20 protein-coding genes are annotated in these 25518 nt (G+C 67.6%); 10 read left to right on the forward strand and 10 right to left on the reverse strand.

Annotated features, from left to right (window positions below; translation table 11 throughout):
- The 5 genes from VFT73_RS10405 to VFT73_RS10425 all read right to left on the reverse strand — a co-directional run.
- The coding region (locus VFT73_RS10405; RefSeq protein ID WP_326410688.1) for a dipeptidase at nucleotides 1-1003 on the reverse strand (1003 nt) is incomplete at its 3' end.
- A 92-nt stretch (nucleotides 1004-1095) separates the two neighbouring features.
- Nucleotides 1096-2226, reverse strand: a complete 1131-nt coding sequence (locus VFT73_RS10410; RefSeq protein WP_326410690.1) for a dipeptidase — start codon at nucleotides 2224-2226, stop codon at nucleotides 1096-1098.
- Nucleotides 2223-3491, reverse strand: a complete 1269-nt coding sequence (locus tag VFT73_RS10415) for a peptide MFS transporter (RefSeq protein WP_326410692.1) — start codon at nucleotides 3489-3491, stop codon at nucleotides 2223-2225. The genes VFT73_RS10410 and VFT73_RS10415 overlap by 4 nt, the downstream gene beginning before the upstream one ends.
- A complete protein-coding gene (locus VFT73_RS10420; RefSeq protein WP_326410694.1) occupies nucleotides 3488-4492 on the reverse strand; it encodes a dipeptide epimerase in 1005 nt (334 codons plus the stop codon). The genes VFT73_RS10415 and VFT73_RS10420 overlap by 4 nt, the downstream gene beginning before the upstream one ends.
- Nucleotides 4492-6516 carry a serine hydrolase domain-containing protein gene (locus VFT73_RS10425; RefSeq protein WP_326410696.1) on the reverse strand — a complete coding sequence of 675 codons (2025 nt, stop codon included), beginning with the start codon at nucleotides 6514-6516 and terminating at the stop codon, nucleotides 4492-4494. Before VFT73_RS10425 ends, VFT73_RS10420 begins: the two co-directional genes overlap by 1 nt.
- A gap of 130 nt (nucleotides 6517-6646) precedes the next feature.
- Between VFT73_RS10425 and VFT73_RS10430 the strand changes: the two genes are divergently transcribed.
- Nucleotides 6647-7369 (forward strand): XRE family transcriptional regulator, encoded by a 723-nt coding sequence (locus VFT73_RS10430; RefSeq protein WP_326410698.1) that lies wholly within the window; start codon nucleotides 6647-6649, stop codon nucleotides 7367-7369.
- 3 nt (nucleotides 7370-7372) lie between these two features.
- On the opposite strand, the gene VFT73_RS10435 is transcribed toward VFT73_RS10430, so the two are convergent.
- Both VFT73_RS10435 and VFT73_RS10440 read right to left on the reverse strand, forming a co-directional pair.
- The gene (locus tag VFT73_RS10435) at nucleotides 7373-9580 is read right to left on the reverse strand and encodes a CHASE domain-containing protein (protein WP_326410700.1); all 2208 of its coding nucleotides are present in this window, start codon (nucleotides 9578-9580) and stop codon (nucleotides 7373-7375) included.
- Between the two features lie 41 nt (nucleotides 9581-9621).
- Nucleotides 9622-12063, reverse strand: a complete 2442-nt coding sequence (locus VFT73_RS10440; protein ID WP_326410702.1) for a membrane-bound PQQ-dependent dehydrogenase, glucose/quinate/shikimate family — start codon at nucleotides 12061-12063, stop codon at nucleotides 9622-9624.
- A gap of 105 nt (nucleotides 12064-12168) precedes the next feature.
- Here VFT73_RS10440 and ppc point away from each other — a divergent pair, with 105 nt between their 5' ends.
- Both ppc and VFT73_RS10450 read left to right on the forward strand, forming a co-directional pair.
- Complete coding sequence (ppc, locus tag VFT73_RS10445; RefSeq protein WP_326410704.1) at nucleotides 12169-14835, forward strand: phosphoenolpyruvate carboxylase; 2667 nt, start codon at nucleotides 12169-12171, stop codon at nucleotides 14833-14835.
- 312 nt (nucleotides 14836-15147) lie between these two features.
- Nucleotides 15148-15726, forward strand: a complete 579-nt coding sequence (locus VFT73_RS10450; protein WP_326410706.1) for a PEPxxWA-CTERM sorting domain-containing protein — start codon at nucleotides 15148-15150, stop codon at nucleotides 15724-15726.
- Here VFT73_RS10450 and VFT73_RS10455 read toward each other — a convergent pair.
- A complete protein-coding gene (locus VFT73_RS10455; RefSeq protein WP_326410708.1) occupies nucleotides 15651-15914 on the reverse strand; it encodes a DksA/TraR family C4-type zinc finger protein in 264 nt (87 codons plus the stop codon). The genes VFT73_RS10450 and VFT73_RS10455 overlap by 76 nt on opposite strands.
- Nucleotides 15915-16182: 268 nt before the next feature.
- Entirely contained in the window at nucleotides 16183-16902 is a 720-nt protein-coding gene (locus VFT73_RS10460) for an SDR family oxidoreductase (RefSeq protein WP_326410710.1), read from the reverse strand.
- Nucleotides 16903-16960: 58 nt separating this feature from the next.
- On the opposite strand from VFT73_RS10460, the gene uvrC reads away from it, so the two are divergent.
- From uvrC to VFT73_RS10480, 4 genes are all read left to right on the forward strand, one after another.
- Nucleotides 16961-18883, forward strand: coding sequence for an excinuclease ABC subunit UvrC (gene uvrC, locus VFT73_RS10465; protein ID WP_326410712.1), 1923 nt, complete (start codon nucleotides 16961-16963; stop codon nucleotides 18881-18883).
- Nucleotides 18884-19045: 162 nt separating this feature from the next.
- Nucleotides 19046-19630 (forward strand): DNA repair protein RecO, encoded by a 585-nt coding sequence (gene recO, locus VFT73_RS10470; RefSeq protein WP_326410714.1) that lies wholly within the window; start codon nucleotides 19046-19048, stop codon nucleotides 19628-19630.
- Nucleotides 19631-19676: 46 nt separating this feature from the next.
- The gene (gene leuB / locus VFT73_RS10475; RefSeq protein WP_326410717.1) at nucleotides 19677-20720 is read left to right on the forward strand and encodes a 3-isopropylmalate dehydrogenase; all 1044 of its coding nucleotides are present in this window, start codon (nucleotides 19677-19679) and stop codon (nucleotides 20718-20720) included.
- A complete protein-coding gene (locus VFT73_RS10480; protein WP_326410720.1) occupies nucleotides 20717-21814 on the forward strand; it encodes a glycosyltransferase family 2 protein in 1098 nt (365 codons plus the stop codon). The genes leuB and VFT73_RS10480 overlap by 4 nt, the downstream gene beginning before the upstream one ends.
- Here VFT73_RS10480 and VFT73_RS10485 read toward each other — a convergent pair.
- Nucleotides 21811-23028 carry a glycosyltransferase family 39 protein gene (locus VFT73_RS10485; protein WP_326410722.1) on the reverse strand — a complete coding sequence of 406 codons (1218 nt, stop codon included), beginning with the start codon at nucleotides 23026-23028 and terminating at the stop codon, nucleotides 21811-21813. The two genes, VFT73_RS10480 and VFT73_RS10485, sit on opposite strands and share 4 nt — an antisense overlap.
- Nucleotides 23029-23080: 52 nt before the next feature.
- Between VFT73_RS10485 and VFT73_RS10490 the strand changes: the two genes are divergently transcribed.
- From VFT73_RS10490 to VFT73_RS10500, 3 genes are read left to right on the forward strand one after another with little or no spacing between them, the layout of a single operon-like run.
- On the forward strand, nucleotides 23081-24286 hold the full coding sequence (locus VFT73_RS10490) for a trans-sulfuration enzyme family protein (RefSeq protein WP_326410724.1): 1206 nt from the start codon (nucleotides 23081-23083) through the stop codon (nucleotides 24284-24286).
- Nucleotides 24283-24681 (forward strand): Co2+/Mg2+ efflux protein ApaG, encoded by a 399-nt coding sequence (gene apaG / locus VFT73_RS10495; protein WP_326410726.1) that lies wholly within the window; start codon nucleotides 24283-24285, stop codon nucleotides 24679-24681. Before VFT73_RS10490 ends, apaG begins: the two co-directional genes overlap by 4 nt.
- Nucleotides 24678-25463: a LysR family transcriptional regulator gene (locus VFT73_RS10500; RefSeq protein ID WP_326410728.1), complete on the forward strand. Its 786-nt coding sequence runs from the start codon at nucleotides 24678-24680 to the stop codon at nucleotides 25461-25463. The genes apaG and VFT73_RS10500 overlap by 4 nt, the downstream gene beginning before the upstream one ends.
- Nucleotides 25464-25518 lie beyond the last annotated feature (55 nt).

Consider the following 25518-nt stretch of genomic DNA (forward strand, 5'->3'; position numbering starts at 1 on the left):
TATGGTCGGCGACGTCGGACAGGGTGACGGTCGGAGCAGGGTGCGCCTTGTCCCATTCGGCGAGTGCGGCGGCGGCTTTCTCCGGCTGGCCGATATAGAGCCCGCCGAAGGGCGGCGCGTTCAGCCGCGTCTTCTCCGCCGCACGGTCCGCCGACCAGTGGCGATAGGCATCGGACACATAGGGCAGCGCATAGTTGACCGTCACCACGCCGCCGTTCTTCGCGACCAGCTTCAGCACGTCGTCGGAGACGTCGCGCGGGTGATCGTCGAGCGCGCGGGCGCTCGAATGGGAGAAGATCACCGGCGCCTTCGATACGCGGAGCGCGTCGCGCATCGTCGCTTCGCTGACATGGCTCAGATCGACCAGCATGCCGAGCCGGTTCAGCTCATGCACCACTTCCTCGCCGAACGGGGTGAGACCGTCATGCTTGGGATCGTCGGTCGCGGAATCCGCCCATTCGATCGTGCGCGAATGGGTGAGCGTCAGATAACCGGCGCCGAGCGCGTGATAGGCGCGCAGCACCGACAGGCTCTTGTCGATCTGGCCTCCGCCTTCGACGCCGATCATCGCGGCGATCTTGCCGGCGCGGTGGATGCGCCGCACGTCGTCGGCGGTGCGGGCAAGCGCGAAGTCTTTGGGGTAGCGCGCGACGATGTCGTGGACCAGATCGATCTGCTCCAGCGTCTCCTTGACCTGCTCCAGGCCCGGCAGATCGGCCGAGACATAGACCGACCAGAATTGCCCGCCGACCATGCCCTGGCGAAGCCGCGCAATGTCGGTATTGTAGGGCTCTGGCCGCTTGTCGAGCCCGTGCGTCAGGTCCATCGTCCAGCGCGCATCACCCTCCCGTTCGCGCAGCACTTCGGGCCAGTCGTTATGGCCGTCGATCAGCGGCGTCGTCTTCAGGATGCGCGCGACCCGCGCCGAATAATCCTGCGCCGCAGCCGGCGTCGAAACGGCAAGCAGCGCGGTCAGGCAGGCGAGCGACGCGAATGTTCTCATGGCTAACGATTCATCCTCTCTGTTCTAGGGAGGCCGCCCCCGGCTTCCGCGTCCCTCGATAGGTCGCCATGCGCCGTGCCTCAAACGGAAATCTACTTCCAGGTGGCGCCCAGCAGCCGCCGGAAGTTGCCGCCCAGCACCAGCGCGATGTTCGGATCGCTCCAGCCGCGCCTGATCAGCTCCTCGGTCAGGTCGTATATCTTGCGGGGATGGTCGAACCCCTCGATGTCGATCCGGTCGCGAAAGGCATAGCTGGATTTGTATGCCGCCTTCAGCGCCTGGTACTGGTCGGGCGCCATGTCGTCATAGCCGTTCAGGTCGGCATCCGATCCGATGCCGACATGCTCGACGCTGGTCAGCTTCACGACATATTCGATATGGTCGACAATGTCCGCCACTGTCGTCGGATCGCGATCCTTGACGAACTGGCGCACGCCGCTGATGCCCATGACGCCGCCCTTCTTCGCGAGCGCGACGATCGCCTCGTCGGTCTTGCCGCGCGGATGGCGGGAGAGGGTGCGGCAATTGGCATGGGTGATCGCGATCGGGCCCTTCGATAGCGCAATCGCGTCGAGCGTCGTCCGGTCGCCCGAATGCGAGACGTCGACCAGCATGCCGGTCTTGTTCATCTCGGCGACGATTTCCGCGCCGTAGTCGCTGACGCCGCCATCGACCCGGTCGGTGCAGCCGGAGCCGATCCGGTTCTGCGAGTTGTAGGTCAGCTGCGCGCAACGGAGACCGAGGCCGTAGAACAGCGGCACATCCTTCGCGGTCTCGAACTGCTCGGCATTCTGCAAGCCCATGATCATGCCGATCTTCCGCTCGGCCTTGGCGCGGTCGAGGTCGGCGACCGATCCGATCAGCGAGAAGATGTCGGCATTGCGCCCGGCGAATCCCTGCTGGGCGGCGAGGAAGGTCAGTGCGTCGACGCGCGCATCCGGCCCGCCGATGCCGATCGCATTGTGCATGCCGGTGATGCCCGAGGTGCGGAAATCCGCGCGCTCCTTGTCACTCAGCGGGCGCGTCCAGCCGGTCTCCGACAGGTCGAGCCGGGGTGGAGCGAGCATATCGATCACCAGCGTCTGCTCGACAATCCGCCGCGCCCGCGCAGAATAGCCCGCGCGCGGGTCGGTCGCCGGCTTGGCCACGGCACGCGGTGCCGCAAGCGCCGCTGACCCCGCAATCGCCGCGCCCAATAGCGATCGTCGATCGACACCCGTCATTCCGTCCTCCCCGTTTCCTGCGCCGCCAGCAGTTGCGAGAGCGGCCGGTCTAGCGTGCGCAGCAGCAGCGCCGCGACGGCCGCTATTCCCGCCAGCAGCGCGAAATAGGCACCGTGCCCCATCCGGCTCCACAGCGTGCCGACCAGTCCGGCGGTCAGGCTGCCGCTGAAGATCGTAATGTACCAGGCCGCGACCGTGGTCGCGCCGAGGCCAGCGGGCGCGAGCCGTGCGAAGAGGCCGAGGCCGGTCGGCAGGATGAACAGCTCGCCGAAGGTAAAGACCGCAAAGAACAGCACCAGCCAGGCCCAGGCCGCGCGCCCGTCCGCCAGCAGCGCGACGAGTGCAAGCAGCAGATAGGCGCCGCCTACGATCAGCGCGCCCGTCGCCATTTTTCGCGCCGGCGCTTCGTGGCGCCCGTCCTCCGACCGCTGCCGCCAGTAGCGCAGCAGCGGCGGCGTCATCAGCATCACCAGCAGCGGGTTCAGCGACTGGAACCAGGTCATCGGGATCGTGAGGGCACCGGCGGCCCGGTCGACGCCCGCGTCCGCCCAGAGCGCAACGGTGTTGCCGACCTGCTCATAGGCGCCGCGGAACACGGTGACTGACAAGGCGATGCCCGCCAGCACCAGCACCGTTTGCCGCTCGAACCTCCCGGCCGTCTCCGCCGCCGCGGCCCGCCGCTCCTGCGCCGGAAGGTGCCGCTGCCCGCCGATATAGATCAGCAGGCCCAGCACCATGCCGATCCCGGCCGCGCCGAAGCCGTAATGCCAGCCGTAGAGCTCCCCCAGCGTCCCGCAGATCAGCGGCGCCAGGAACCCGCCGATGTTCACGCCGACGTAATAGACATTGTACGCCCAGCCGATGCGCGGATCGCCGGGCTCGTACAGGTCGTCGATCTGGCTGGGCAGGCTGGGCAGGAACAGGCCGTTGCCGATCGCGATCGTCGCCAGCGCCGGGTAGAAGAGCGGCTCGAACGTCATCATGAAATGGCCGGCGGCCATGATGCTGCCGCCGGTGATGATCGCGCGGCGCTTGCCGAGCAGCCGGTCGGCGATCACGCCGCCGACGATCGGCGTGAAATAGGCGCAGGCGGTGTAGGCACCGTAGATGACCGAGGAGCTGCCCTGGCCGATCATCAGCTGCTTGGTCATGTAATAGACCAGCAGCGCCCGCATCCCGAAATAGGAGAATTGCTCCCACATATTGGTGAGGAACAGGATGGTGAGACCGGGAGGCTGCCCGAACCAGGCGCGTTGGCCGTTCACGCCACCGTCGCCGGCGCGCTGCCCCAGACGTCCGGACCGGCCCAGATATCGCCGTCGCGATAGTCGACGCCGGGCGTGCGGTCTCGGGTCAGGAAGGTCGGGCCGTCGAGATCGACCAGGTCGCAGACCTGGCCGAGCACGAACGCAGGCGCCATCGCCATGCTGGTGCCGACCATGTTGCCGACCATCACGCCCAGCCCCAGCCGCCGCGCTTCCTCGGCCATCATCAGCCCTTCGGTCAGGCCGCCGCATTTATCGAGCTTGATGTTGATCACGTCGAATCGGCCCGCCGCGCCCGGTACGTCGGCCAGCGACAATATGCTTTCGTCGCCCGCGATCGGGATCGGGGAGCGATAGCCCTGCAGGTCCGCCTCGCGCCCGCGCGCGATCGGCTGCTCGATCAGCGATACGCCCGCCTCCTGCATCGCCGCGACCAGCGCGTCGAGCTGGCCGATCGCAAACCCCTGGTTGCCGTCGACGCCCAGGCATGCGTCCGGCCGGGCGGCGCGGATCGCGCGCACCCGCTCGATGTCGAGATCGAGTTCGCCGGTCAGCTTGATCTTGATCGAGCGCGCCTCGGCATAGCGGCGCGCCCCCGCCGCCATCTCCGCCGGGCTGGCCGCGCCCAGCGTGAAGGTCGTGCGCAGCGGCCGTGGCGGCTGCAGCCCGGCGAGCTGCCAGACCGGCACGCCGGCGCGGGCGGCCTCCAGCTCCCATAGCGCGCAATCGACCGCGTTGCGCGCGCCGCCGGGCGGCAGCAGGCCGCGCAGCTCCTGCCGGCCCGGCCCGGCCTCGATCGCCGGCCGTGCCGCCTCCAGCGCTGCGACCATCGCCGGCACATCGTCGCCGGTGTAATAGACGCCGGACGCTTCGCCGCGCCCGACATGCCGGCCGTCGCTCAGCGTGACGACCACCACGTCCGACGTCTCGAATACATAGCCCGAGATGCGGAACGGAGCCGCCAGCCGCAGCGTCTCCGTCCGTACGTCCAGCGACAGCATCAGTAGCTCACAGTCATCGCGATCAGCTTGAAGACGATGGCGACGTAGAGCACCAGCAGCGTGGAGAGGAAGACAAGTGCGCTCCACAGCTTGCGCGTCCAGCGCCGCCCGTCGCGCCAGGTCAGCCACAGGTTCCAGCCGCTGATCAGCACCGCGCCGACGAAGATGATGGCGCCAGCGATCTGCAGCAGCCACAGCCATACGTCGAACGCGCCGGCGAGGTTCTCGAGGCTGCTGAACAGCAGAGAGACCACGATCATCCAGCCGACCAGCACGACGAGGTCGAGCCCGGCCATGATCCGCGTCGCCCGATAAGCCTGGAGCGCGCGGCCGCTGACGCCGATCGGCGCCTTGTAGCGGCGGCGGATCACCCATGCGACCGGCCAGTAGAGGAAGGTCAGCAGCAGCACGGCGATGCTGAGGTACAGCGCCGGCAGGATCCAGCTGGAGGACTGACTCGCCGGCACGGGGTCGAAGACCATGAACGGCGACACCATGTCGAAGCTCCAGCGCACGACCTTGCCGTCGACTACCTTGGCCGCCAGCCGCTCATGCCCCCCCTTTTCGCGCCAGACGAACGGGGCGATCTCGACCCATTCGCGCACGCGGCCGTTCAGGCCTTTCAAGTCGGGGACGACCAGCTCGCCCTTGGGGCCGACCGTCACCTTGGTCTGCCCGAACAGGCCGATCGCCTTCAGGAAGCTCGATTCAGACCGGCGGCTGTTTTCCCAGAGGCCCGCCATCATCCGGGCGTGCTCGGCGGCCGTCTTCTTGTCGACCTGTCCGTCCTTGACGGTCGACGGGAAATAGCGGTCGGCGAAATCCTGGAACAGCGCGCCGCGCAGTGCGCCGACGGCACCCTGCTTGCCCGGGCTGTTGAACGACACGTACAGGCCCACGCCGTCGTCGATGAACAGGTGCAGCGAGGTGTGGAACGCCGAGGTGTCGCCCAGATGGCCGACCACTTCATGGCCGTTGATGTTGGTTTCGAAGAAGCCGAGCTCCATCCGGTTCAGCGGCGGGATCAGCGAATAGGGGTTCACCTTGTCGAGCGGGCTGTTGTGCATCGCCGCCGCCGTCTGCGGCGACAGGATGCGGTTCCCGTTCAGCTCACCGCCCTGCAGGTGGGCGATCATGAACTTCGCCATGTCGATGCCGGGCGAAGACAGCGACCCGGCCGGGGCCGGCCCGACGATTTCGAATTTGTCCGCCTTGCCGGGCTTGGAGTAGCCCGTCGCCATCTGCGGCTTCAGGCGCGCGGGCAGCGGCTGGCGGAAGGTGGAGTCGGTCATCCCCAGCGGCGCGAAGATGTGACGCTCGACATAATCGTCGAACGGCTCTCCCGAGACGCGCTGGACGATATAGCCCGCCAGCGCCGTTGCCCAGTTCGAATAGGCGGGGGTGGTGCCGGCATCGTAGATCCGCTCCGGAGACGAGGACTTCAGATAGTCTTCCAGCGACTTCAGATGGTCCGCATCGTAGAAGATGATGTCCTTGGCGTGCTCCTCGAAGCCCGCCGTGTGGGTCATGATCTGGCGCAGCGTCGCCGGCTGCCCCTTGCGCAGCGGAATCTTGAAATCGAGATACGTGTTGACGTCACGGTCTAGGTCGAGCTTGCCGGCTTCCACCTGCTGCATCACTGCGGTCCAGGTGACCAGCTTGGAGACTGAACCCGGACGGAACAGCGTCTTTGCAGGATCGACGGGCGTCCGCTTTTCCACATCGGCATAGCCGAACCCCCGCGCGGTCAGGATCTGCCCGTCCTTGACGATCGTCACGACGGCGCCCGGAATATCGCCCGAATGGAGCGCATAGGGCATGTAGCCGTCGAGCCAGGTGTCGACGTCCGCCTTGGTCAGCGCATGGCCGCCGGGCTGCGGCGGCGGCGTCACCGGCGGTGCGGGCGCAAACTCCGCCGACTCGGTGGGAGCGAGAGTCGGCGCCAGTTTCGGGGCCTGCTGCGCGATCGCGACGCTCGCCGCCAGGGCCAGCACGCCGACTGCTATCGACTTGATCGTCCTCATGATTTTGCTCCCGCTCTCCCCATGGGATTGCTCCCGCCCCGGCCTGTCGGTAGTATCGGCCGAAATATGTTCTGATCGGGACTTCTTATCCCAATCAGAAAATTGGTCAATAATCAGGAGAAGTCGTTTCGTGGCATCGCCCGTCCCGACCTTAGGCGCGCTGCTGCGCGCGCTCAGGAGCCGCAACAACTGGACGCTCAAGCAGATGAGCGAAGAGAGCGGCATCCCGGTCTCGACCCTGTCCAAGGTCGAGCACGACCGGCTGACGCTGACCTACGACAAGCTCTATCAGCTGAGCCAGCGGCTCGGCATGCGCATGTCGGAGCTGTTCGCGGAGACCGGCGACGACGCGTCGCAGCCGGTCACCGCACGCCGCAGCCTCGGCGATATGGCGCGATCGGTGCGCGTCGAGACGCCGAACTACGACTATTACTATCTCTGCACGGAGCTCAGGCGGAAGCGGATGATCCCGGTGATCTCCAAGATCCGCGCCAAGACCACCGAGCAATTCGGAGAGCTCGTCCGCCACGCCGGCGAGGAATTCGTCTATGTGCTGAAAGGCCGCATCATCGTCGCCACGGAATTCTACGACACCGTGACGCTGGAGGAGGGGCAGTCGATCTACATCGATTCCAGCATGGGCCACGCCTATCTGGCCGCCGAAGGCTGCGACGAGGCCGAAGTGCTGGCGGTCATGTCGAGCGCGGACGAGGAGCTGATGCAGTCGCTGCTCGGCATGCACGAGGAAAAGAAGAGCGAGCAGCTTCAGGCGGCGGCAGCACCCGTGCCCGCGCGACGCGAGGGACGCGTGACGGGCCGGGGCGGGCGCCGGAAAGCCGCGGCGGCGGGTTGACGTTCAGGCGTCCAGCGTCCGCCGGATCGCGCGGGCGAGATCGGCCGTTTCGAAGGGCTTGCGCAGCGTTTCGATATCGCCGTCGTTTTCGTCCGCGCCCAATATCTCCTCCGGCGCATAGCCGGTTGCGTAGAGGACCGGCAGCTCGGGTCGGCGTTCCCGCGCCAGCGCAGCGACGCGCCGCCCGTTCATGCCGGGCATGACCAGGTCGGTGAACAGCAGCGTGACCTCAGGATGCTGGTCCAGCAATGCCAGCGCTTGCTCGCCCCCTGCCGCTTCCAAAATGGTGTAGCCGAGTTCGCGGAGCGTCTCGACCGCGATCCGGCGCACCTGGTCTTCGTCCTCGACGACCAGGATGGTCTCGTCGGAGCGCCCGGCCGGCACGCGCGCGTCCTTCTCGATCGCCTCATGCGCGGCGGCCTGGTTCCGGCGCTCGCGGGGCAGCAGGATTACGACGGTCGTGCCGCGCTCGGGCGCCGACGTAAGCTCCAGCGTCCCGCCCGACTGGCTGACGAAGCCGTAGACCTGGCTCAGCCCCAGGCCGGTGCCGCGGCCGACATCCTTGGTCGTGAAGAACGGCTCGAACGCGCGTGCGGCGACATCTTCCGACATGCCGCACCCGGTATCACGCACGCTGATCGAGACGAAGTCGCTGCTCTGGCCGCTTTCGCTCTGCGCGCCGGTGCTGCGGCGCATGTTGGCCGTGGCGATCGTCACCGCGCCGCCGTCGGGCATCGCATCCCGGGCGTTGATCGCGAGATTGAGGATTGCGCTCTCCAGCTGCACCGCGTCGACGAAGCAGCGCCACAGGTCGTCGGCCAGCACGGTTTCCAGCCGAACCTCCTTGCCCAGCGCGCGGCGCATCAGCTCAGCCATGCCCAGGATCAGCGCGTTGGCATCCACGACCCGCGGCGCGAGCGCCTGGCGCCGGCCGAAGGCGAGCAGGCGCTGGGTCAGCTGTGCCGCGCGCATCGCCCCTTCGCGGGCATGGCCGATCGCGCGCCGCACCCGGTCCGGCTCTTCCAGCCGCCGCTCGGCGAGATCGAGATTGCCGAGGATGATCGCCAGCATGTTGTTGAAGTCGTGAGCGATCCCGCCGGTCAGCTGGCCGATCGCCTCCATCTTCTGCATCTGCCGGACCTGCGCTTCCGCTTCTGCGCGGGCGTTTCCTTCGTCGATCAGTCGGCCGTTGGCGTCGCGAAGCTCGGCGGTCCTCAGCGCGACCTCCTGTTCGGTACGTGCTGTTGCCCGCCGTTGCTGGAACATCAGGATCGCGATCAGCACGCTGATCAGCGTGCCGGCGCCGGCAACGAGCGCCGTCAGCTGGAAACTCTGGGCATCGTCGAACTTGGGCGTCGAGCTCAGCCGCACGACCCAGGTGCGCCCACCGGTGTCGAAGCGCCGTATGCGCTGCACCGAAGGATGGGGCGGTACTGGGGCTGAGCGGTAGAGGAGTTGCTGCTCGACCGGCTCGTGATCGAAGATTTCGACCGTCAGCTGCGAAAGATCGCTGCCGGCGAAGGTCGCGTCGAACAGATCATAGGCGCGCAACGGGCTGTAGACCCAGCCGCGCAGCTTGCGCGCGGCGCCGGTGCCGTCGAACAGCGCCAGATAGATCAGGAAGCCCGGCTGCTTGACCGGGTCGATCTCCTGCACCAGCCGCACCCGGCCGCTGACGCGCGCCTCGTCGGAGGAGAGCGCCGCGTTCATGGCCGCCCGACGGGTCGGCTCGCTGAGCATGTCGTAGCCGATCGCGGCGCGGTTGCGCCGGTCGAGCGGCTCGAGAAAACGGATCGCGGAATATCCGTTGCGGGCGCCTTCCGGCCAGACATGAAAGTCGGGAAACTCCTCGGACCTGGCGTCGCGCTCATAGGCGGCGACGCTGGCGCGGTCCGGCAGATATTCGGCATAGCCCATGCCGAGCACGCCGGCATAATAGCCGCTCAGCCGCAGCCGCTCGACGAAGTTGCGGAATTCGTCGGGCCGGACCTGGTCCGACGCTTTGAAGAAGCCTGCGGTCGCGCGAAGCAGCGTGAGCTGGGAAAGCATGCGAGCGCGGATCGCGGCCACCGCATTGTCGGCAAGCACCTCGAACCGGGCGGCCCGGCGCGCGCTTTCCGCGTGCGAAACGACAGCCGCTGCCGCCAGCGACGCCGCAAGTCCCAGCAGGAAAACCAGCAACGGGATCAGATCGCGGCGGCTGCGCTGCATCAGCTTCGCGTATCACGCGCGCCGCGTCTGTCCAATTGCGTTCAGCTGCCCTTCGGGAGCGCGTAGGCGACGATCACGTCGCCCGCCTTGGTGCCGAGTGTGCCGTGGCCGCCGGCGGCGATGACGACGAACTGCCGTCCGCTCGCTGCGGACCAATAGCTCATCGGCGTCGCCTGGCCGCCGGCGGGCAGCCGCGCCTTCCACAGCACCTTCCCGGTCGCGGTGTCGTAGGCGCGCAGATAATAATCGAGCGCCGAGCCCATGAACGCGACGCCGCCGGCCGTCACCATCGGTCCGCCCAGCGACGGCACGCCCAGCTTGAACGGCACCGGGATCGGGCTCTGGTCGCGGATCGTGCCGTTGCGGTGCTGCCAGATGACCTTGCCGGAGACGAGGTCCAGCCCGGCGACATAGCCCCATGGCGGCGCCTGGCAGGGCAGGCCGATCAGCGACAGGAACGGGTTGAGCGCGACTGCGAAGGGTGCGCCATAATTCGGGTTGAAACCCTTGATGTCCGACCCCTTCATGTCGGAACCGCTTGCCGGCCCGGTCTGCCCTTTGCGTTCCGGCGCCACGGTCGAATCCTGCGGAATCAGCCGGTCGACGAACGCCATGTAATTGGGATGGGCAAAGGCAACCATCCGGATCGGGTCGATCGCCATGCCGCCCCAGTCCATTACGCCGAAATTGCCGGGAAACACCAGCGAACCCTGCCGCGACGGCGGCGTATACGGGCCTTCGTAGCGCAAGCCTTTGAACGTGATGCGGCAGGCGAGCTGGTCCAGCATCGTCGCGCCCCACATGTCCGCTTCCCTGACTCGCCCGGTCGGCATGAAGCTGACGCTGGAGAAAGGCTGGGTCGGGGACAGCCGGTCGCCTGGCGCCGGATCGCCCGGCACCGGCCGCTCCTGCACCGGGAACACCGGCTGGCCGGTGCGGCGGTCGAGCACGAAGATGTTGCCGGTCTTGGTCGATTGCACCAGCGCCGGCACCCGGCCGCGGCCCGGCAGCTCCAGATCGACCAGCGCCGGCTGCGCGGGCACGTCCATGTCCCAGAGGTCGTGATGCACGGTCTGGTACACCCAGCGCGGCTTGCCCGTCGCGATATCGAGCGCGATGATCGCCGAGGAGAAGCGCTCCGTTTCCGGCGAGCGGCGGCCGCCCCATTGGTCGATCGCCGCCATGCCGGTCGGCACATAGACGAGGCCCAGCGCCTCGTCGGCGGCGGAGATCGTCCAGCTGTTCGGCGTCGACGGCACGAAGCGGCCGGTGCCCGGCGGCTGCGGCGAAGTATCGTTCGGATTGCCGGGATCGAAGCTCCACACCGGCTTGCCCGTCGCCACGTCATAGGCACGGATCACGCCCGATGGCATGAACGTCGATTTGTTGTCGTAGACGGCGCCGCCCAGGATCGCGAGATTGCCCGCGATCACCGGCGGAGAGGTCACCTGCCACCAACCGCGCTGCCAGTCGGGCGCGCCGGGCCACAGGTTCACCTGTCCGTTGTCGCCAAAGCTGCGGCAGAGCTGTCCGGTCTTTGCGTCGAGCGCGATCAGCCGCGCGTCGTTGGTGCCCATCAGGATGCGCTCCGGGCACTCGCCATCGGCCGCGCGCGAGGCGCCGGGCATCGCTGCCGAATGATAGGAGACGCCGCGGCACGTCAGGTGCTGCATCTCCTTGCTGGCGGTGATGTGCGGGTCGAAGCGCCAGACCTGCTTGCCCGTTTCTGCATCCAGCGCGAACACGATGTTGTGCGGCGAACAGAGATAGACGAGGCCGCCGACCTTGATCGGCGTCACCTCGTAGGTGAACTCGTCCGGGTCGCCCTCCCGCTTCAGGTCGCCGGTGTGGAATTCCCAGGCCTTCTGGAGCTTGCCGACATTGTCCGGCGTGATCTGATTGACCGGCGACCAGCGATTGCCGCGCCACGAGCGGCCATAGGCGGTCCAGTCCTGCTGCGGGACATTGCCGTATAGGCTCGCCGCCAGCGTCGCCCGTGGGCCCGGCAGCGTGCCTTCCAGGTCGTGCGGGTTCCCGAACGCGGCGACCAGCGCGACAAGCGCCGCCAGCCCGACCGCGCCGACCAGCGGCCAGGCCGGTCCCGGCCATCGCGTATTCGCCGCCAGCCTGCGAACCACCCAGGGAAGTATCAGGACGACCGCAAGGATCACCAGCAGGTCGCCGCGCGGCGCGAGCTGCCAGAAGTCGAGGCCGACTTCGGCCAGCGCCCAGACCATCGTGCCGACCAGCAGCAAGGCGTAGAGCCACAGCGCGGCGGGCCGCCGCTGCCACAGCAGCACGGCGCACGCGATCAGCACGATCCCGGCGATCAGATAATAGAGGCTGCCGCCCAGCACCGCGAGCCAGGCGCCGCCGATCCCGGTCGCCAGCCCCAGCAGCGCCACGATCGCCGCCAGAATCGCGAGCAGCAACGACCGCCTTGCCCGCGGCGTACCGTCGCCTGCCTGATGCTGCGTTTCCATGGCGTGCTCCCGATTCCTGAACGCAGATTAAACACGGCGGACGCGAAATGGTTCGCGAGCGGACGCAACGCGGCTATGCGTCGTCGCGGAACAAGCGAGAGTGTCATGGCCGAAGCCCAACCGATTTCGCAGAATCCCGACATCCGTTTCCTCGGCAAGCTGCTGGGCAACGTTATCCGCCACTATGGCGGCGACGCGCTTTACCGGCGGACCGAATATATCCGCTCCGCATCGGTCGACCGGGCGCGGGGGCTGGCCGACGCGGCCTCGATCGATCCCGGGCTCGATGCGCTCAGCCTCGACGACACGCTCGCTTTCGTGCGCGGGTTCATGCTGTTCTCGATGCTCGCCAACCTGGCGGAGGACCGGCAGGGCGTCGCTGCGGAGCCGGGAGCCGCCATTGCCGACGCCGCAGCCAGGCTGCGCGACGACGGCATCAGCGAGGAAGCGATCGCGGCGCTGCTGCAGGACGCGCTGATCGCGCCGGTGCTGACGGCGCACCCGACCGAGGTGCGGCGCAAGAGCGTGATCGACCACCGCAACCGAATTGCTGAGCTGATACATCTGCGCGATGCCGGAGCCGAGGAAACCCCCGAAGGCGAGCCGGTCGAGCTTGCGATCGAGCGGCAGATCGCCTTGCTGTGGCAGACGCGGCCGCTGCGGCGCGAACGGCTCTATGTCGCCGACGAAGTCGAGACCGCGCGCACCTATTTCCAGGACGTGTTCCTGCCGGTGCTGCCCTCGCTCTATGCGCGCTGGGAGCGGTCGCTCGGTTTCCGGCCGCCGAGCTTCGTGCGGCCCGGGTCCTGGATCGGCGGCGACCGCGACGGCAACCCGTTCGTCACAGCCGATTCGTTGCGGTTGGCGTTGTCGCGCGGGGCGGAGACGGCGATCGCGCATTATCTCGACCGGCTCCATGCGCTCGGGGCGGAGCTGTCGGTGTCCTCGACGCTGGCCGATGTCGAGCCGGCCGTGATCGCGCTGGCGGAGGCGAGCCACGACGAAGCCGCCGCCCGGATCGACGAGCCCTATCGCCGCGCGATTTCAGGCATCTATGCAAGGCTGAGCGCGACTTTCGAAGCGTTGGCGGGCCACCCACCGCCGCGGCCGACCCATATCGCCGCCGATCCCTACCAGACGCCGGAAGCGCTTGCCGCCGACCTGCGCGTGCTCGGCCGCTCGATCGGCGGCGCCGGCGGACCGCTGGCGGGGCCGGGGCCGCTCGGCCGGCTGATCCGCGCAGTCGAGACGTTCGGCTTCCACATGGCGACGCTCGACCTTCGCCAGAACAGCGCGGTGCATGAGCGCGTGGTCGGCGAGTTGCTGGCACGCGCCGGCGTCGAAGCGGATTACGCCGGGCTCGACGAACCAGGACGCGTTGCGCTGCTGCTGCGCGAGCTTCACTCGACGCGGCTGCTGTCGACGCCTTTCGCCGATTATTCGGACGAGACGAAGAGCGAGCTGGAGATCGTCCGCGCCGCGGCCGAGGCGCACCGCCGCTACGGACCGGCATCGATCCGCGCCTATATCGTGTCGATGTGCAAGTCGGTGTCCGACCTGCTCGAAATCAACATCCTGCTGAAGGAAGCCGGGCTGTTCGCGCCGGGCAAGGCGCCGGCCATCATGGCGGTGCCGCTGTTCGAGACGATCGCCGATCTGGAGGCGGCGCCGTTCATCATGCGCGACTGGTTCGGCCTGCCCGGCGTGGCCGATTGGGCGCGCGAGCGCGGCCGGCAGGAAGTGATGCTCGGCTATTCCGACAGCAACAAGGACGGCGGCTACTTGACCTCGGTCTGGTCGCTCTATCGGGGCAGCGAGGCGCTCCGCGACGTCTTTGCCGAGGCGGGCGTGGCAATGCAGCTGTTCCACGGCCGTGGCGGCGCAGTCGGCCGCGGCGGCGGTTCCTCGTTCGCGGCGATCCGCGGCCAGCCGACCGGCACCGTTCAGGGCCGGATCCGCATCACCGAGCAGGGCGAAGTGATTGCCGCCAAATACGGCACCCCGGAAAGCGCTGCGACCAATCTTGAGGCGATCGCGGCCGCGACATTGCTTGCGAGCCTCGAGCCGGCGTCGCTGTCCGGCAGCGACAAGGCGCGGTTCGAACAGGCAATGGCCGACCTGTCGCAAAGCGCCTTCAAGGCCTATCGCGCGCTGGTCTATGACACGGATGGCTTCCGCAGCTTCTTCCGCCAGATGACGCCGATCGCCGAAATCGCGACGCTGAAGATCGGATCGCGGCCGGCCAGCCGCACCAAGTCCGATGCGATCGAGGATCTGCGCGCGATTCCCTGGGTGTTCAGCTGGTCGCAGGCGCGGGTGATGCTGCCCGGCTGGTATGGCGTGGGCCATGCGCTCGCGGGCTTTAGCGACAAGGCGCTGCTGCGCGAGATGGCCGCGGCCTGGCCATTCTTCGCGCCGACCCTGGCCAATCTGGAGATGGTGCTCGCCAAGTCCGACATGGGCATTGCCGCGCGCTATGCGGAGCTGGTCGAGGACCGCGAAGCCGGGGCGGCGATCTTCGGGCGCATACGCGACGGCTGGCACCGCACGCGCGACGCGCTGCTCGACGTCACCGGCCAAAGCCGGCTGCTTGAGAAGACGCCGGGGCTGGACATCTCGATCCGGCTGCGCCTGCCCTATATCGAACCGCTCAACCTGCTGCAGATCGAGCTGCTGAAGCGGCACCGCGCGGGCGAGGCCGATCCGCGGATTGCGGAGGGGATTCAGCTGTCGATCAACGCCATCGCCACCGCGCTCCGCAACAGCGGCTGACCGCGGGCGCAGGATCGGCAGCGGGCCGGCCGGTCAATCGCGCGGTGACGCACCGGTAAGCCGTTGGAACCGCAACTTTGGTTCTGTGCATCTGCAAGCAGAAGCAGAGAACTTTCCCGACGTTATTCGAAGTATTTGAAAGACTAAAGCAATCGAGATCGTTAACTATACCGTGTCCCATGACGGGGCATGGCATGGTTTCCGCTTGCTTTACTATTTGCGCTGATTCGCTCATTCTGCCTGCGGAGTTTTCGAGTCGCCGGGACAAGGCGACCAACATCCGGACGCACCGAAACATCGGGGGGTGGTTCAATGCGCGGGCTTGTCGTGCCATTTGCGATCGCTGTCGCCAGCGTCGGGAGTGGTGCGTCTGCTGCACAGCCGACCAGCTACGTCCATCTGTTGACCGAGCGGCCGTTCGGCAGAACCAGCGCGCTCTACGACTTTACGTTCACCTCGCAACGCGACAACTTTCAGTCGGCTCTCGTCTTCTTCAACCTGAATGGCGGCGTCCGCTATGGCTGCGGCGTTCATGCGAACGCGAACTGCACGCTTCAGGCCGCCGGGCAGACGCTGACCCTGGTGGGATTGTCGAACGGCATCGAAGGCAGCTTCGCCTGGTCCGGAAATGCGGCGCTCGACAATTACCCGCTTGAGATCAGCATCGGCTTGCGGATGGAGCCCGCCGCGCTCGACGGCTTTCACAGCAGCATCCATTTGGTCAGCCCCGTTCCGGAGCCCGAGGCATGGCTGCTGATGATCGGAGGTTTCGGGCTCCTCGGAACCGCGTGCCGGGGAGGCCGTCGGAGATCGGTTCAGCGCAGCTGGCTGTCCTTGCTGCCGCGCCGGTTGATGCCGCCGCGCACGATGACGGCGTCGCGCGCCGTCTGACACGAGACGCAGGTTCGGGTCCCCGGCAGCGCAAGGCGCCGGCGCTCCGGAATCCGCTCGCCGCAATCCTCGCAATATTCGCTGCCTTCGCCCGCCGGCATCCGCGCGCGGGCGCCGAGCACGGCGTCCTTCACCGTATCGTCGATCTGATCCTGCACCGCGCCGTCAGGCGCCCAGCCGCCGGCCATTGCCGAAATCCTCCTGCCTGGGTTCGTAACGAAGATAGGGAGGGGGCGAGCGCCCGCCAACATGGACGACATCGACGATACGAACGACATCGATGACATGCACATGGATTCAGGAAAATTCCCGGCTTCGCCCGAAGCTCCGTTCGATCAGGTCTGCACAGGGTCAAAGAGCCGTTGCGTCCGCGATTCGGCAGAGCCGGATTCGTAACCGTGCGGGGGACGTGTAGGACAGGATTATCTCAGCGCCTCTTCCGAACCGAGCCGAATTTCAGTACCGGATCATGATCCGCCGGGCGAGGGCGGGAGAGATTTCGCTGACCGCGCGGAGCAGCTTCGTCGCGCCGATATTCGCTTCCGCCTGCCCGGTCTCGATGGCCTTGATGATCGCGGCGGCGCAGTCGGGCGCGGGCATTTTCCTGTGCGGGTTCTGCTCGGTCATCCGGGTCTCGACCACAGGCGGCAGCGCTTCGGTGACTGTGATCCGCGTGTTCCTCAGCTGATGGCGCAGCACCTGGGTGAAGCTGCGCAGCCCCGCCTTGGTCGCGCAATAGACCGGTCCGCCGGCGCGCGGCGCCAGCGCCAGGCCGGAGGTCACGTTGACGATCGCCGCTTCCGGCCGCTCGCGCAGCGCCGGCAGGAATGCTGCAATCAGGTGCATCGGCGCATTCAGGTTCAGGAAAATCGCGCGGTCGGTCCTGTCCAGATCAAAATCGCCGAGCAGGTCCGACGGTCCGCCCATCCCGGCATTGTTGACGAGGATATCGAGCGGGACGCCGCTCAATTCCTCGATCAGCCTGTCGCATCCGGCTTTTGTGGAGAGGTCCGCCTCGATCGCCTGGAAGCCGGCATCGCGCGCCGAGGCCAGCCGCCCGGCATCGCGCCCGCACACCGCAACGATGGCGCCGCGTTCCTTTAGCTGCTTCGCGACTTCGAGCCCGATGCCGTCGGTGCCGCCGGTGACGAGCGCGGTCTTTCCGTTGATCCTCATGATGCCCCCTTCATCATCGTTGCCGCCTCACGTGGCAGTGCCTAACTGTGACACGCCCATGTCCCGTCCGCAAAGCCCCGACCGCTTCAACGAGGAGACCGCGACCTATTCGGTCCGCGGCGCCGACGCGCCGGACCTGGAAAAGGGCGTGGCGGCGATCCGCAACGTGCTGAAGACGCTGCCGGTGCGGCCGGGCGTTTACCGGATGCACGATGCGCGCGGCGACGTGCTGTATGTGGGCAAGGCGCGCGCACTGAGGAACCGCGTCACCAACTACACCCAGGTCGCGCGGCTGTCGAAGCGGCTGCAGCGAATGGTCGCGCAGACCCGGTCGATGACGATCGTCACCACCAACAACGAGGCAGAGGCGCTGCTGCTCGAAGCGCAGCTGATCAAGCGTTACCGCCCGCCCTACAATGTGCTGCTGCGCGACGACAAAAGCTTCCCCTACATCCTGCTTCGCGCCGACCACGCCTTCCCGCGCGTCCAGAAGCATCGCGGGGCGCAGAAGGCGAAGGGCAATTATTATGGCCCGTTCGCCAGCGCGGGATCGGTGACGCGGACGCTGAACGCGCTGCAGAAACTGTTCCTGCTCCGGTCCTGCTCCGACAGCTTCTTCGCCAATCGCTCGCGGCCGTGCCTGCTCTACCAGATCAAGCGCTGCTCCGCGCCGTGCGTCGGCCGGATCGACGAGGCCGGCTATGCCGAGCTGGTCGGTGACGCCAAGGCGTTCCTGGCGGGCAAGTCGACCCAGGTGCAGGCGAAGCTGGGCGCGGCGATGCAGCAGGCGGCGGAGGCCATGGATTTCGAGCTGGCCGCCGTCTACCGCGACCGGCTGAAGGCGCTGACCTTCATCCAGGGCAGCCAGGCGATCAACGCGGAAGGCGTGGGCGACGCCGACATTTTCGCGCTGGCCTCCAAGGCCGGGACGATGGGCATCCAGGGCTTCTTCATCCGCGGCGGCCAGAATTGGGGGCACCGCAGCTTCTTTCCCGCGCACACGGAAGACCTGAGCGAAGACGAAGTGTTCGCGAGCTTCCTGATGCAATTCTACGAGGAAGTGCCGCCGCCGCGCACGATCCTGCTCGACCGCCAGCTGGCCGAGGGGCCGCTGATCGCCGAGGCGCTGGCCGAGCAGGCGAAAGGCCGGGTCACGATCTCGCAGCCCCAGCGCGGCGACCGGCGGCGGCTGATCGAGCAGGCGAAGCGCAATGCCGAGGAAGCGCTCGACCGGCGCATGGCCGAGAGCACGACCCAGGCGAAGATCCTGCGCGAACTCGCCGATCTGTTCGAGCTGGACGGGCCGCCGGACCGGATCGAGATATTCGACAACAGCCACATCATGGGCACCAATGCGCTGGGTGCAATGGTCGTCGCCGGGCCCGAGGGGTTTCGCAAGAACAGCTACCGCAAGTTCAACATCAAGCGCGCGGAAACGGCGCCGGGCGACGATTTCGCGATGATGCGCGAAGTGTTCGAACGCCGCTTCGCCCGTGCCAAGAGCGAGGACCCGGACCGCGAAGGCGGCGACTGGCCGGACCTGGTGCTGATCGACGGCGGCCGCGGCCAGCTCAACGCCGCGATGCAGACGCTGGACGAAATCGGCGTCGAGGACGTCGCGCTGGTCGGCGTGGCCAAGGGGCCGCATCATGGCCGCGAGGGGCGCGAAGTCTTCCATCTGATGGACGGGCGCGAGCTGACGCTGCCGGTCAACTCGCCGGTGCTGTTCTATCTTCAGCGGCTGCGTGACGAAGCGCACCGCTTCGCGATCGGCGCGCACCGGCAGAAGCGGGCCAAGGCGATCGGCGTCAGCTCGCTGGACGAAGTGCCGGGGATCGGCCCGGCGCGGAAGAAGGCGCTGCTGATGCATTTCGGCACGGCGAAGGCCGTGCGCTCGGCATCGCTGGAAGACCTGCGCAAAGCACCCGGCGTGAGCCGGTCGGTCGCGCAGCAGGTATATGATTTCTACCATGCGCGGTGAGGCAGCCCCCCTCCCTTTCAGGGAGGGGCCAGGGGTGGGTAAGCGGCGGAGGCGGCTCGATGCCGCCTTCGCTGCTGTCGGTGCCGCACGGAGTCTTTTTGAGCGCGCAGACGCGCGCACCCACCCCCGACCCCTCCCTGAAAGGGAGGGGAAGGCCCGCGCATGATCCTCACCACCCCGGCCATCGTTGTCGCCGTCCGCCCGCACGGCGAACATGGCGCGATCGTGCGTGCCCTCACGCCCAATGACGGGCTTCATGCCGGCTATGTTCGCGGCGGGCGGTCGCGGCGGCTGCGGCCGGTGCTGGTTCCGGGCAATCTGGTTCAGGCGGAGTTCCGCGCCCGGGTCGAGGAGCAGCTGGCCGCCGCCACGGTCGAGCTCGCCCACAGCCGCGCGCCGCTACTCAGCGAACCGCTCCCGGCGGCGGCGATCGAGTGGGTCACGGCGCTGGTGGCGGCGGCGCTGCCGGAGGGCCAGCCCTATCCGCGCCTTTATGAAGGGCTGAGCGGTCTGCTCGACGCGATCGAGCACGCCCCGAGCGCGCGCGGCTGGCTGGAGGGGCTGGTGCGGTTCGAGCAGCTGCTGCTGGCGGAACTCGGCTATGGCGAGGCGGCGGGCGACGGCCTGCGCGCAAACGGCCGCGCGCTCGAAACCCACCTGTTCGCCGGCCGCAAGATCGACGTGATGGCCGCGCGCGAGCGGCTGGTGGAGCGGCTCGATCGCCTCTACCCGTCACCCCGGGCTTGACCCGGGGTCCAGCTTCTCTTCAGTGCGCGGAAACGAAAGGGGTCGAATGCTGATTGCTGTTTTCCCGGGCGATGGAATCGGGCCCGAAGTCACCGTCGAAGCCGTGCGCGTGTTGGAAGCCCTGAACCTCGGCCTGCGCTTCGAGCAAGGCGACGTCGGCGGCGCAGCGTACAAGGCGCACGGCCATCCGTTGCCGCCGGAAACGCTCGACCTCGCCCGGCGCGCGGATGCGATCCTGTTCGGCGCGGTCGGCGATCCGGACTGCGATTCCCTCCCGCGCGAGTTGCGGCCCGAACAGGCGATCCTGGGTCTCCGCAAGGACCTCGGCCTGTTCGCCAATCTTCGCCCCGCCAGGGCGTTCCCGGAACTGGTCGGCGAATCTGCGCTGAAGCCGGAGATCGCCGGCGGCATCGACCTGATGATCGTGCGCGAGCTGACCGGCGACGTCTATTTCGGCGACCCGCGCGGCCGCCGCACGACCGAGGCAGGCCTGCGCCAGGGCTATGACATGATGCGCTATGACGAGGCCGAAGTCGCGCGGATCGCGCGCACCGGCTTCGAGACCGCGCGCAAGCGGCAGGGACGGCTCTGCTCGATCGACAAGGCGAACGTATTGGAGACGTCGCAGCTCTGGCGCGAGGTGGTGGTCGAGGTCTCGGCCGACTATCCGGATGTCCAGCTCAGCCACATGTATGTCGACAATGCCGCGATGCAGCTGGTGCTGAATCCGCAGGCATTCGACACGATCGTGACCGGCAATCTGTTCGGCGACATCCTGTCGGACCAGGCGTCGGCCTGCGTGGGCTCGATCGGGCTGCTGCCGTCGGCCGCGCTCGATGCGGCGGGCAAGGGTCTCTACGAGCCGATCCACGGCAGCGCGCCCGACATTGCCGGGCAGGGCAAGGCCAATCCGCTCGCGACGATCCTGTCGGCGGCGATGATGCTGCGTTATTCGCTGAAAGCGCCCGAAGCGGCGGAGCGGATCGAGTCGGCGGTCGCGCGGGCGCTGGCGGAGGGCGCGCGGACGGCCGATCTGGGCGGAACGCTTTCGACGCGCGCGATGGGCGATCGGGTGCTCGCTTGCTTATGAAGTCGCTCGAAATCGCGGTCGTGATCCCGACCTTCAACGAGGCGGGAAACGTCGCGGAACTGGTGCGCCGGCTCGACGTCGCTCTGGCCGGCCGCGCCTGGGAAGCCGTGTTCGTCGACGATGAAAGTCCCGACGGCACCGCACGGATCCTCCGCGACCTGGCCCGGCAGGACCGGCGCATCCGCGTGATCGAGCGGATCGGCCGGCGCGGACTCTCTTCGGCCTGCATCGAGGGGATGCTGGCGACCGGCGCGCCGCTGATCGCGGTGATGGACGCCGATCTGCAGCATGATCCGAACGTGCTGACCCGGCTGGAGGCAGCGCTCGCCGCCGATCCGGACATCGACCTGGCGATCGCCTCCCGCTTCACGGAGGGCGGCGGCACCGGAGACTGGGAGCGCGATCGCGTCGCCAAATCGGAAACCGCCAGCCGGATCGCGCAATTGGTGCTGAAGGCGGACCTGACCGATCCCATGAGCGGCTTCTTCATGATCCGCGCCGATCGTTTCCGCGAGCTGGCGCCGAACCTGTCCGGCATCGGCTTCAAGATCCTGCTCGACCTGCTGACCGCCGCCCGGCGTCCGCTGACCTTTGCCGAGGTCCCCCTGCAATTCCATCGGCGCGAGATCGGCGAGTCGAAGCTCGATCATGTCGTCGCGCTCGAATTCCTGCTCGCGCTCTACGACCGGGTGTTCGGGCGCTACATACCGACGCGCTTTGCGATGTTCGCGGTGATCGGCGGGATCGGCGTCATCGTGCACATGTGCCTGCTGGGGCTGACCTACGGCCTCGCCGGATTCGCCTTCCTGCCGGCGCAGGCGCTCGCGACGCTGGGCGCAATGACGTTCAACTTCTTCCTCAACAACACGCTGACCTATCGCGACCGCCGCCTGCACGGAACGCGCGCGCTGGTCCGCGGCTGGCTGAGCTTCTGCGCGGTCTGCTCGGTCGGCGCGCTGGCGAACGTCGGGGTCGCCGCTTTCCTGTTCGAGGAACGCTACGCCTACGCCACCGTCTCGGCGCTGGCCGGCATCCTGGTCGCGGCAGTCTGGAACTACGCGCTGTCGTCGCGCTTCACCTGGGGCCGCTACTAAGGCCAGGTCGACAGCCACATCCAATGCTCGAACGCGCGGTCGTTCGGCAGCGGGGCGGCGGAGATGATCGGGTAGAAATAGACGAACAGGCCGAAGCTCAGCACCATAAACGCGGCGGGCAGCCAGCGGTCCTCGCGCCGGTAATTGTGGTGGAACGCCGCCGCGAGCAGCAGCGTCAGGAACAGGCCGGGGAAATAATAATAGTAATAGAAGCCGATCTTCTTCGGGATCAGGATCCAGATTCCCTGGGCGAAGATGTAGAGGCCGGCCGGCACCAGCAGCGCGGTCTTGCGCGCCTTCAGCCCGTCCCACAGGCAGGCGGCGAGGGCGACCAGCCCGCCCCACATGATCGCCGGATTGCCGACCAGCAGCACGCCGCGCTGCACGCCCTCGACCGGCTCGTACAGATACCAGATCGGGCGTGTGATCAGCGGCCATTGCCACGGCGTGCTCTGGTACGTGTGGTGCGCCAGCGGCTGCGTCTGCAGATCGTACATGTGCGCCTGCCAGGCGAAGAGCCGGTCGAGCTTCAGCGGGTCGGTGGCGTAGAACAGCGCCGGCGCGAAGGTCGCGAAATAGGCGAGCACGGCGGCGAGCCCGAACGTCGCGCCGGCGCGCAACCATTGTCCGCGCCAGCCCCACAGCACCGCGAGTCCCAACGGCGCTACGAACGGCAGCGTGCTCCATTTGCACCCGGCCGCCAGCCCCGTGCAGATGCCGGCGCCGATCAGCCAGCGCCGCGTGCCGCCATAGCCCCAGGCCAGGATTGCGATCGCCGCAAACAGGAACGCGCCCGCAAACACGTCCAGCGTGGCGATCCGGGCCTGGACGAACAGCATCTGGTTCAGGATCGCGAGCAAGGCGGCCGTGGCGGCCGTCCGCACTTCGCCCGACAGTCTCAGCGCAATGGCGTAGATCGCCAGCACCGTGCCGGTGCCCGCAACCGTGCTGAGCGCCCGCCAGCCGGCGGAGTTGTCGCCGAACAACGCCGTCGACAGCCCGATCAGCCATTTCGCAAGCAGCGGATGCTCCTCGTTCGTGGGCTGGATCATATCGAACACGGCGCGGCCGGCCGGGACGTAATAGATTTCGTCGAACATCAGCTTGGTCGGCTGGCTCAGATGCACCGCGAACAGCAGCTCCGCGAGCAGCGCGAGCAGCACCGCCATCTGGACCGGGCTAAAGCGATCCAGCCATGCCACCCAAGATTTCATATTGCCCCCGCGCGGTTGACGCTTCGCACCCGTAGCCTGCAAAGCGTCCGTCATGAAGAGGCGCACGGGACAGGATCGCAGCATTACCGCCAAATGGCGGCCGGCCACTCTGGGCGTGCGGGGCGGAACCGCACGGTCGGAGTTCGGCGAGACGTCGGAAGCGATCTTCATGACGTCGGGCTATGCCTATGATTCGGCCGGCCAGGCGGCAGCGCGCTTCACCGGCGAGCAGCAGGGCATGACCTACAGCCGGCTGCAGAACCCGACGGTCGAGATGCTGGAGCACCGCATTGCGCTGCTGGAAGGCGCGGAGGCGGCGCGCTCGATGGCGAGCGGCATGGCGGCGATGACCGCGGCGTTGCTGTGCCAGCTCTCCGCGGGCGACCATCTGGTCGGTGCGCGGACGATGTTCGGTTCGTGCCGGTGGCTGACCGACAGCCTGCTGCCGCGCTTCGGCATCGAGACGACGATCGTCGATGCCTCTGACACCGACGGCTGGGAACGCGCGATCCGGCCCAACACCAAAGTATTCTTCTTCGAAACGCCCGCCAACCCGACGCTCGAAATCGTCGACCTCGCCGCGGTTTGCGGGATCGCCAAGGCGCACGGCATCACGACCGTCGCCGACAATGCGTTCGCGACCGCGGCGTTGCAGCGGCCGATGGCGTTCGGCGCCGACGTCGTCGCCTATTCCGCGACCAAGCTGATGGACGGGCAGGGCAGGGTGCTGGCGGGGGCCGTCTGCGGGACGGAAGCGTTCGTGAACGACGTGCTGCTGCCGTTCGTGCGCAACACCGGGCCGACTTTGTCGCCGTTCAATGCCTGGGTGGTCCTGAAAGGGCTGGAGACGCTCGATATCCGCGCGGAGCGCCAGTGCCGCAACGCGCTGCAGGTCGCGCAATTCCTCGAAGGCCGCGTGCCGCGCGTGCTGTATCCCGGCCTGGCGAGCCATCCGCAGCACGATCTGGCGATGCGCCAGATGTCTGCCGGGGGCACGATCCTGTCCTTCTACGTTCGCGACCGCGCGCAGGCGCATGCGCTGCTCGACGGGCTCGAGCTGATCGACATTTCGAACAACATCGGTGACTCGCGGTCGCTGATGACGCACCCTTCGTCGACCACCCATATGGGCGTCAGCGAGGAGGTGCGCGATTCGATGGGCATCACCGAAGGCATGCTGCGGCTGAACGTCGGGCTGGAGGATCCCGCCGACCTGGTCGACGATCTCGACCGCGCCCTCCGGGCGGCGGGGTTGTGAAGGCGCTGTTCCCTCATGCGCTGACGACGCGCGGCGTCACCGTGCGCGTGTCGGTCAGCTACCTCCCTGAACAATCGGACCCGGAGAAAGGCCGCTGGTTCTGGGCCTATCATATCCGCATCGAGAACGAAGGCCGGATGACGGTGCAGTTGCTGACCCGCCACTGGATCATCAATGACGGCCGAGGCGCGCGCCACGAAGTGCAGGGCGAAGGCGTCGTCGGCGAGCAGCCGGTGATCGCGCCGGGCGAATCGTACGACTATGTCTCCGGTTGTCCGCTCGCCACGCCGACCGGGCAGATGCGCGGCAGCTATCGGATGATCGGCGAGGATGGATCGATGTTCGACATCGCCATTCCCCGCTTTCCGCTGGTTGCGCCGGCCGTGCAGGCATGAAGCGCACTCACCTGCCGCTGAACGGGCTACGCGTGCTCGACGCCGCCGCGCGGCATCTTTCGTTCACCCGCGCCGCCGACGAGCTTGCAGTCACGCCGGCTGCGGTCGGCCAGCAGATCCGCGCGCTCGAGGATACGCTGGGCGTCGTGCTGTTCCGCCGGACCGCGCGCGGGCTGGAGCTGACGCCGGAAGGCGAGGGGGGGCTCGAAGCGCTGCGCCAGGGCTTCCTGTGTTTCGAGGACGCGGTGCGGGCGATGCAGTCCGGCCAGTCGTCGAAAGTGCTCACGATCGCGGCGCCGCGCGATCTGACAGCGCGCTGGCTGGCCGGGCGGCTCGCCGCGATCGTCGGGGACGATGCGGAGCTGCGCTTCCACCTGATCGCCGCCGACGAGCCGATCGATTTCACCGAAGCGAATCTCGACCTCGCGATTCGCCTGATGGTCGACAAGGGCGAGCATGAAGGCGTGCGAGTCGGCGGCACGCATTTCTGCAAGGTTGCCGGGCCGGCGGGAGAAAGCGAGCGCTGGATCGCCTGGCCCGGCCATGCCGCGCCGGATGCGGTGATCCGCGTTGCCGATGCCGGCCTTGCGATCGACGCCGCCGCACGCGGATTGGGCCGGGCCTTGGTGCCGGAATTGCTGGTCCGGGGCGATCTCGAATCGGGCACATTGCGCAATGTCGGCGAGCCGGTCGACCAGGGACTCGGCTATTGGCTGTTCGCGCCGACTCCGCAGTGGCGGCAGGCCAAGGTGAAACACCTGGTCGAGCAGCTCGTCGCCTGAGTTCCGGCGCGGAAGCGTGCCAAATCGGGAACCGTGAACGCGTTATTAACCGCTT

Origin of the sequence: Sphingomonas sp., from assembly GCF_035758555.1 — a bacterium.
In the GTDB taxonomy this organism is placed as follows: Bacteria; Pseudomonadota; Alphaproteobacteria; order Sphingomonadales; family Sphingomonadaceae; genus Sphingomonas_B.

What these genes read in the sequence shown, in the direction of transcription:
- VFT73_RS10410 (WP_326410690.1), bottom strand. Translation starts at nt 2,226, where the DNA reads ATGACGGGTGTCGATCGACGATCGCTATTGGGCGCGGCGATTGCGGGG.
- VFT73_RS10420 (WP_326410694.1), bottom strand. Translation starts at nt 4,492, where the DNA reads ATGCTGTCGCTGGACGTACGGACGGAGACGCTGCGGCTGGCGGCTCCG.
- VFT73_RS10460 (WP_326410710.1), bottom strand. Translation starts at nt 16,902, where the DNA reads ATGAGGATCAACGGAAAGACCGCGCTCGTCACCGGCGGCACCGACGGC.
- VFT73_RS10485 (WP_326410722.1), bottom strand. Translation starts at nt 23,028, where the DNA reads ATGAAATCTTGGGTGGCATGGCTGGATCGCTTTAGCCCGGTCCAGATG.
- VFT73_RS10450 (WP_326410706.1), top strand. Translation starts at nt 15,148, where the DNA reads ATGCGCGGGCTTGTCGTGCCATTTGCGATCGCTGTCGCCAGCGTCGGG.
- VFT73_RS10455 (WP_326410708.1), bottom strand. Translation starts at nt 15,914, where the DNA reads ATGGCCGGCGGCTGGGCGCCTGACGGCGCGGTGCAGGATCAGATCGAC.
- recO (WP_326410714.1), top strand. Translation starts at nt 19,046, where the DNA reads ATGATCCTCACCACCCCGGCCATCGTTGTCGCCGTCCGCCCGCACGGC.
- leuB (WP_326410717.1), top strand. Translation starts at nt 19,677, where the DNA reads ATGCTGATTGCTGTTTTCCCGGGCGATGGAATCGGGCCCGAAGTCACC.
- uvrC (WP_326410712.1), top strand. Translation starts at nt 16,961, where the DNA reads ATGTCCCGTCCGCAAAGCCCCGACCGCTTCAACGAGGAGACCGCGACC.
- ppc (WP_326410704.1), top strand. Translation starts at nt 12,169, where the DNA reads ATGGCCGAAGCCCAACCGATTTCGCAGAATCCCGACATCCGTTTCCTC.
- VFT73_RS10500 (WP_326410728.1), top strand. Translation starts at nt 24,678, where the DNA reads ATGAAGCGCACTCACCTGCCGCTGAACGGGCTACGCGTGCTCGACGCC.
- VFT73_RS10480 (WP_326410720.1), top strand. Translation starts at nt 20,717, where the DNA reads ATGAAGTCGCTCGAAATCGCGGTCGTGATCCCGACCTTCAACGAGGCG.
- VFT73_RS10435 (WP_326410700.1), bottom strand. Translation starts at nt 9,580, where the DNA reads ATGCAGCGCAGCCGCCGCGATCTGATCCCGTTGCTGGTTTTCCTGCTG.
- VFT73_RS10440 (WP_326410702.1), bottom strand. Translation starts at nt 12,063, where the DNA reads ATGGAAACGCAGCATCAGGCAGGCGACGGTACGCCGCGGGCAAGGCGG.
- VFT73_RS10490 (WP_326410724.1), top strand. Translation starts at nt 23,081, where the DNA reads ATGAAGAGGCGCACGGGACAGGATCGCAGCATTACCGCCAAATGGCGG.
- VFT73_RS10425 (WP_326410696.1), bottom strand. Translation starts at nt 6,516, where the DNA reads ATGAGGACGATCAAGTCGATAGCAGTCGGCGTGCTGGCCCTGGCGGCG.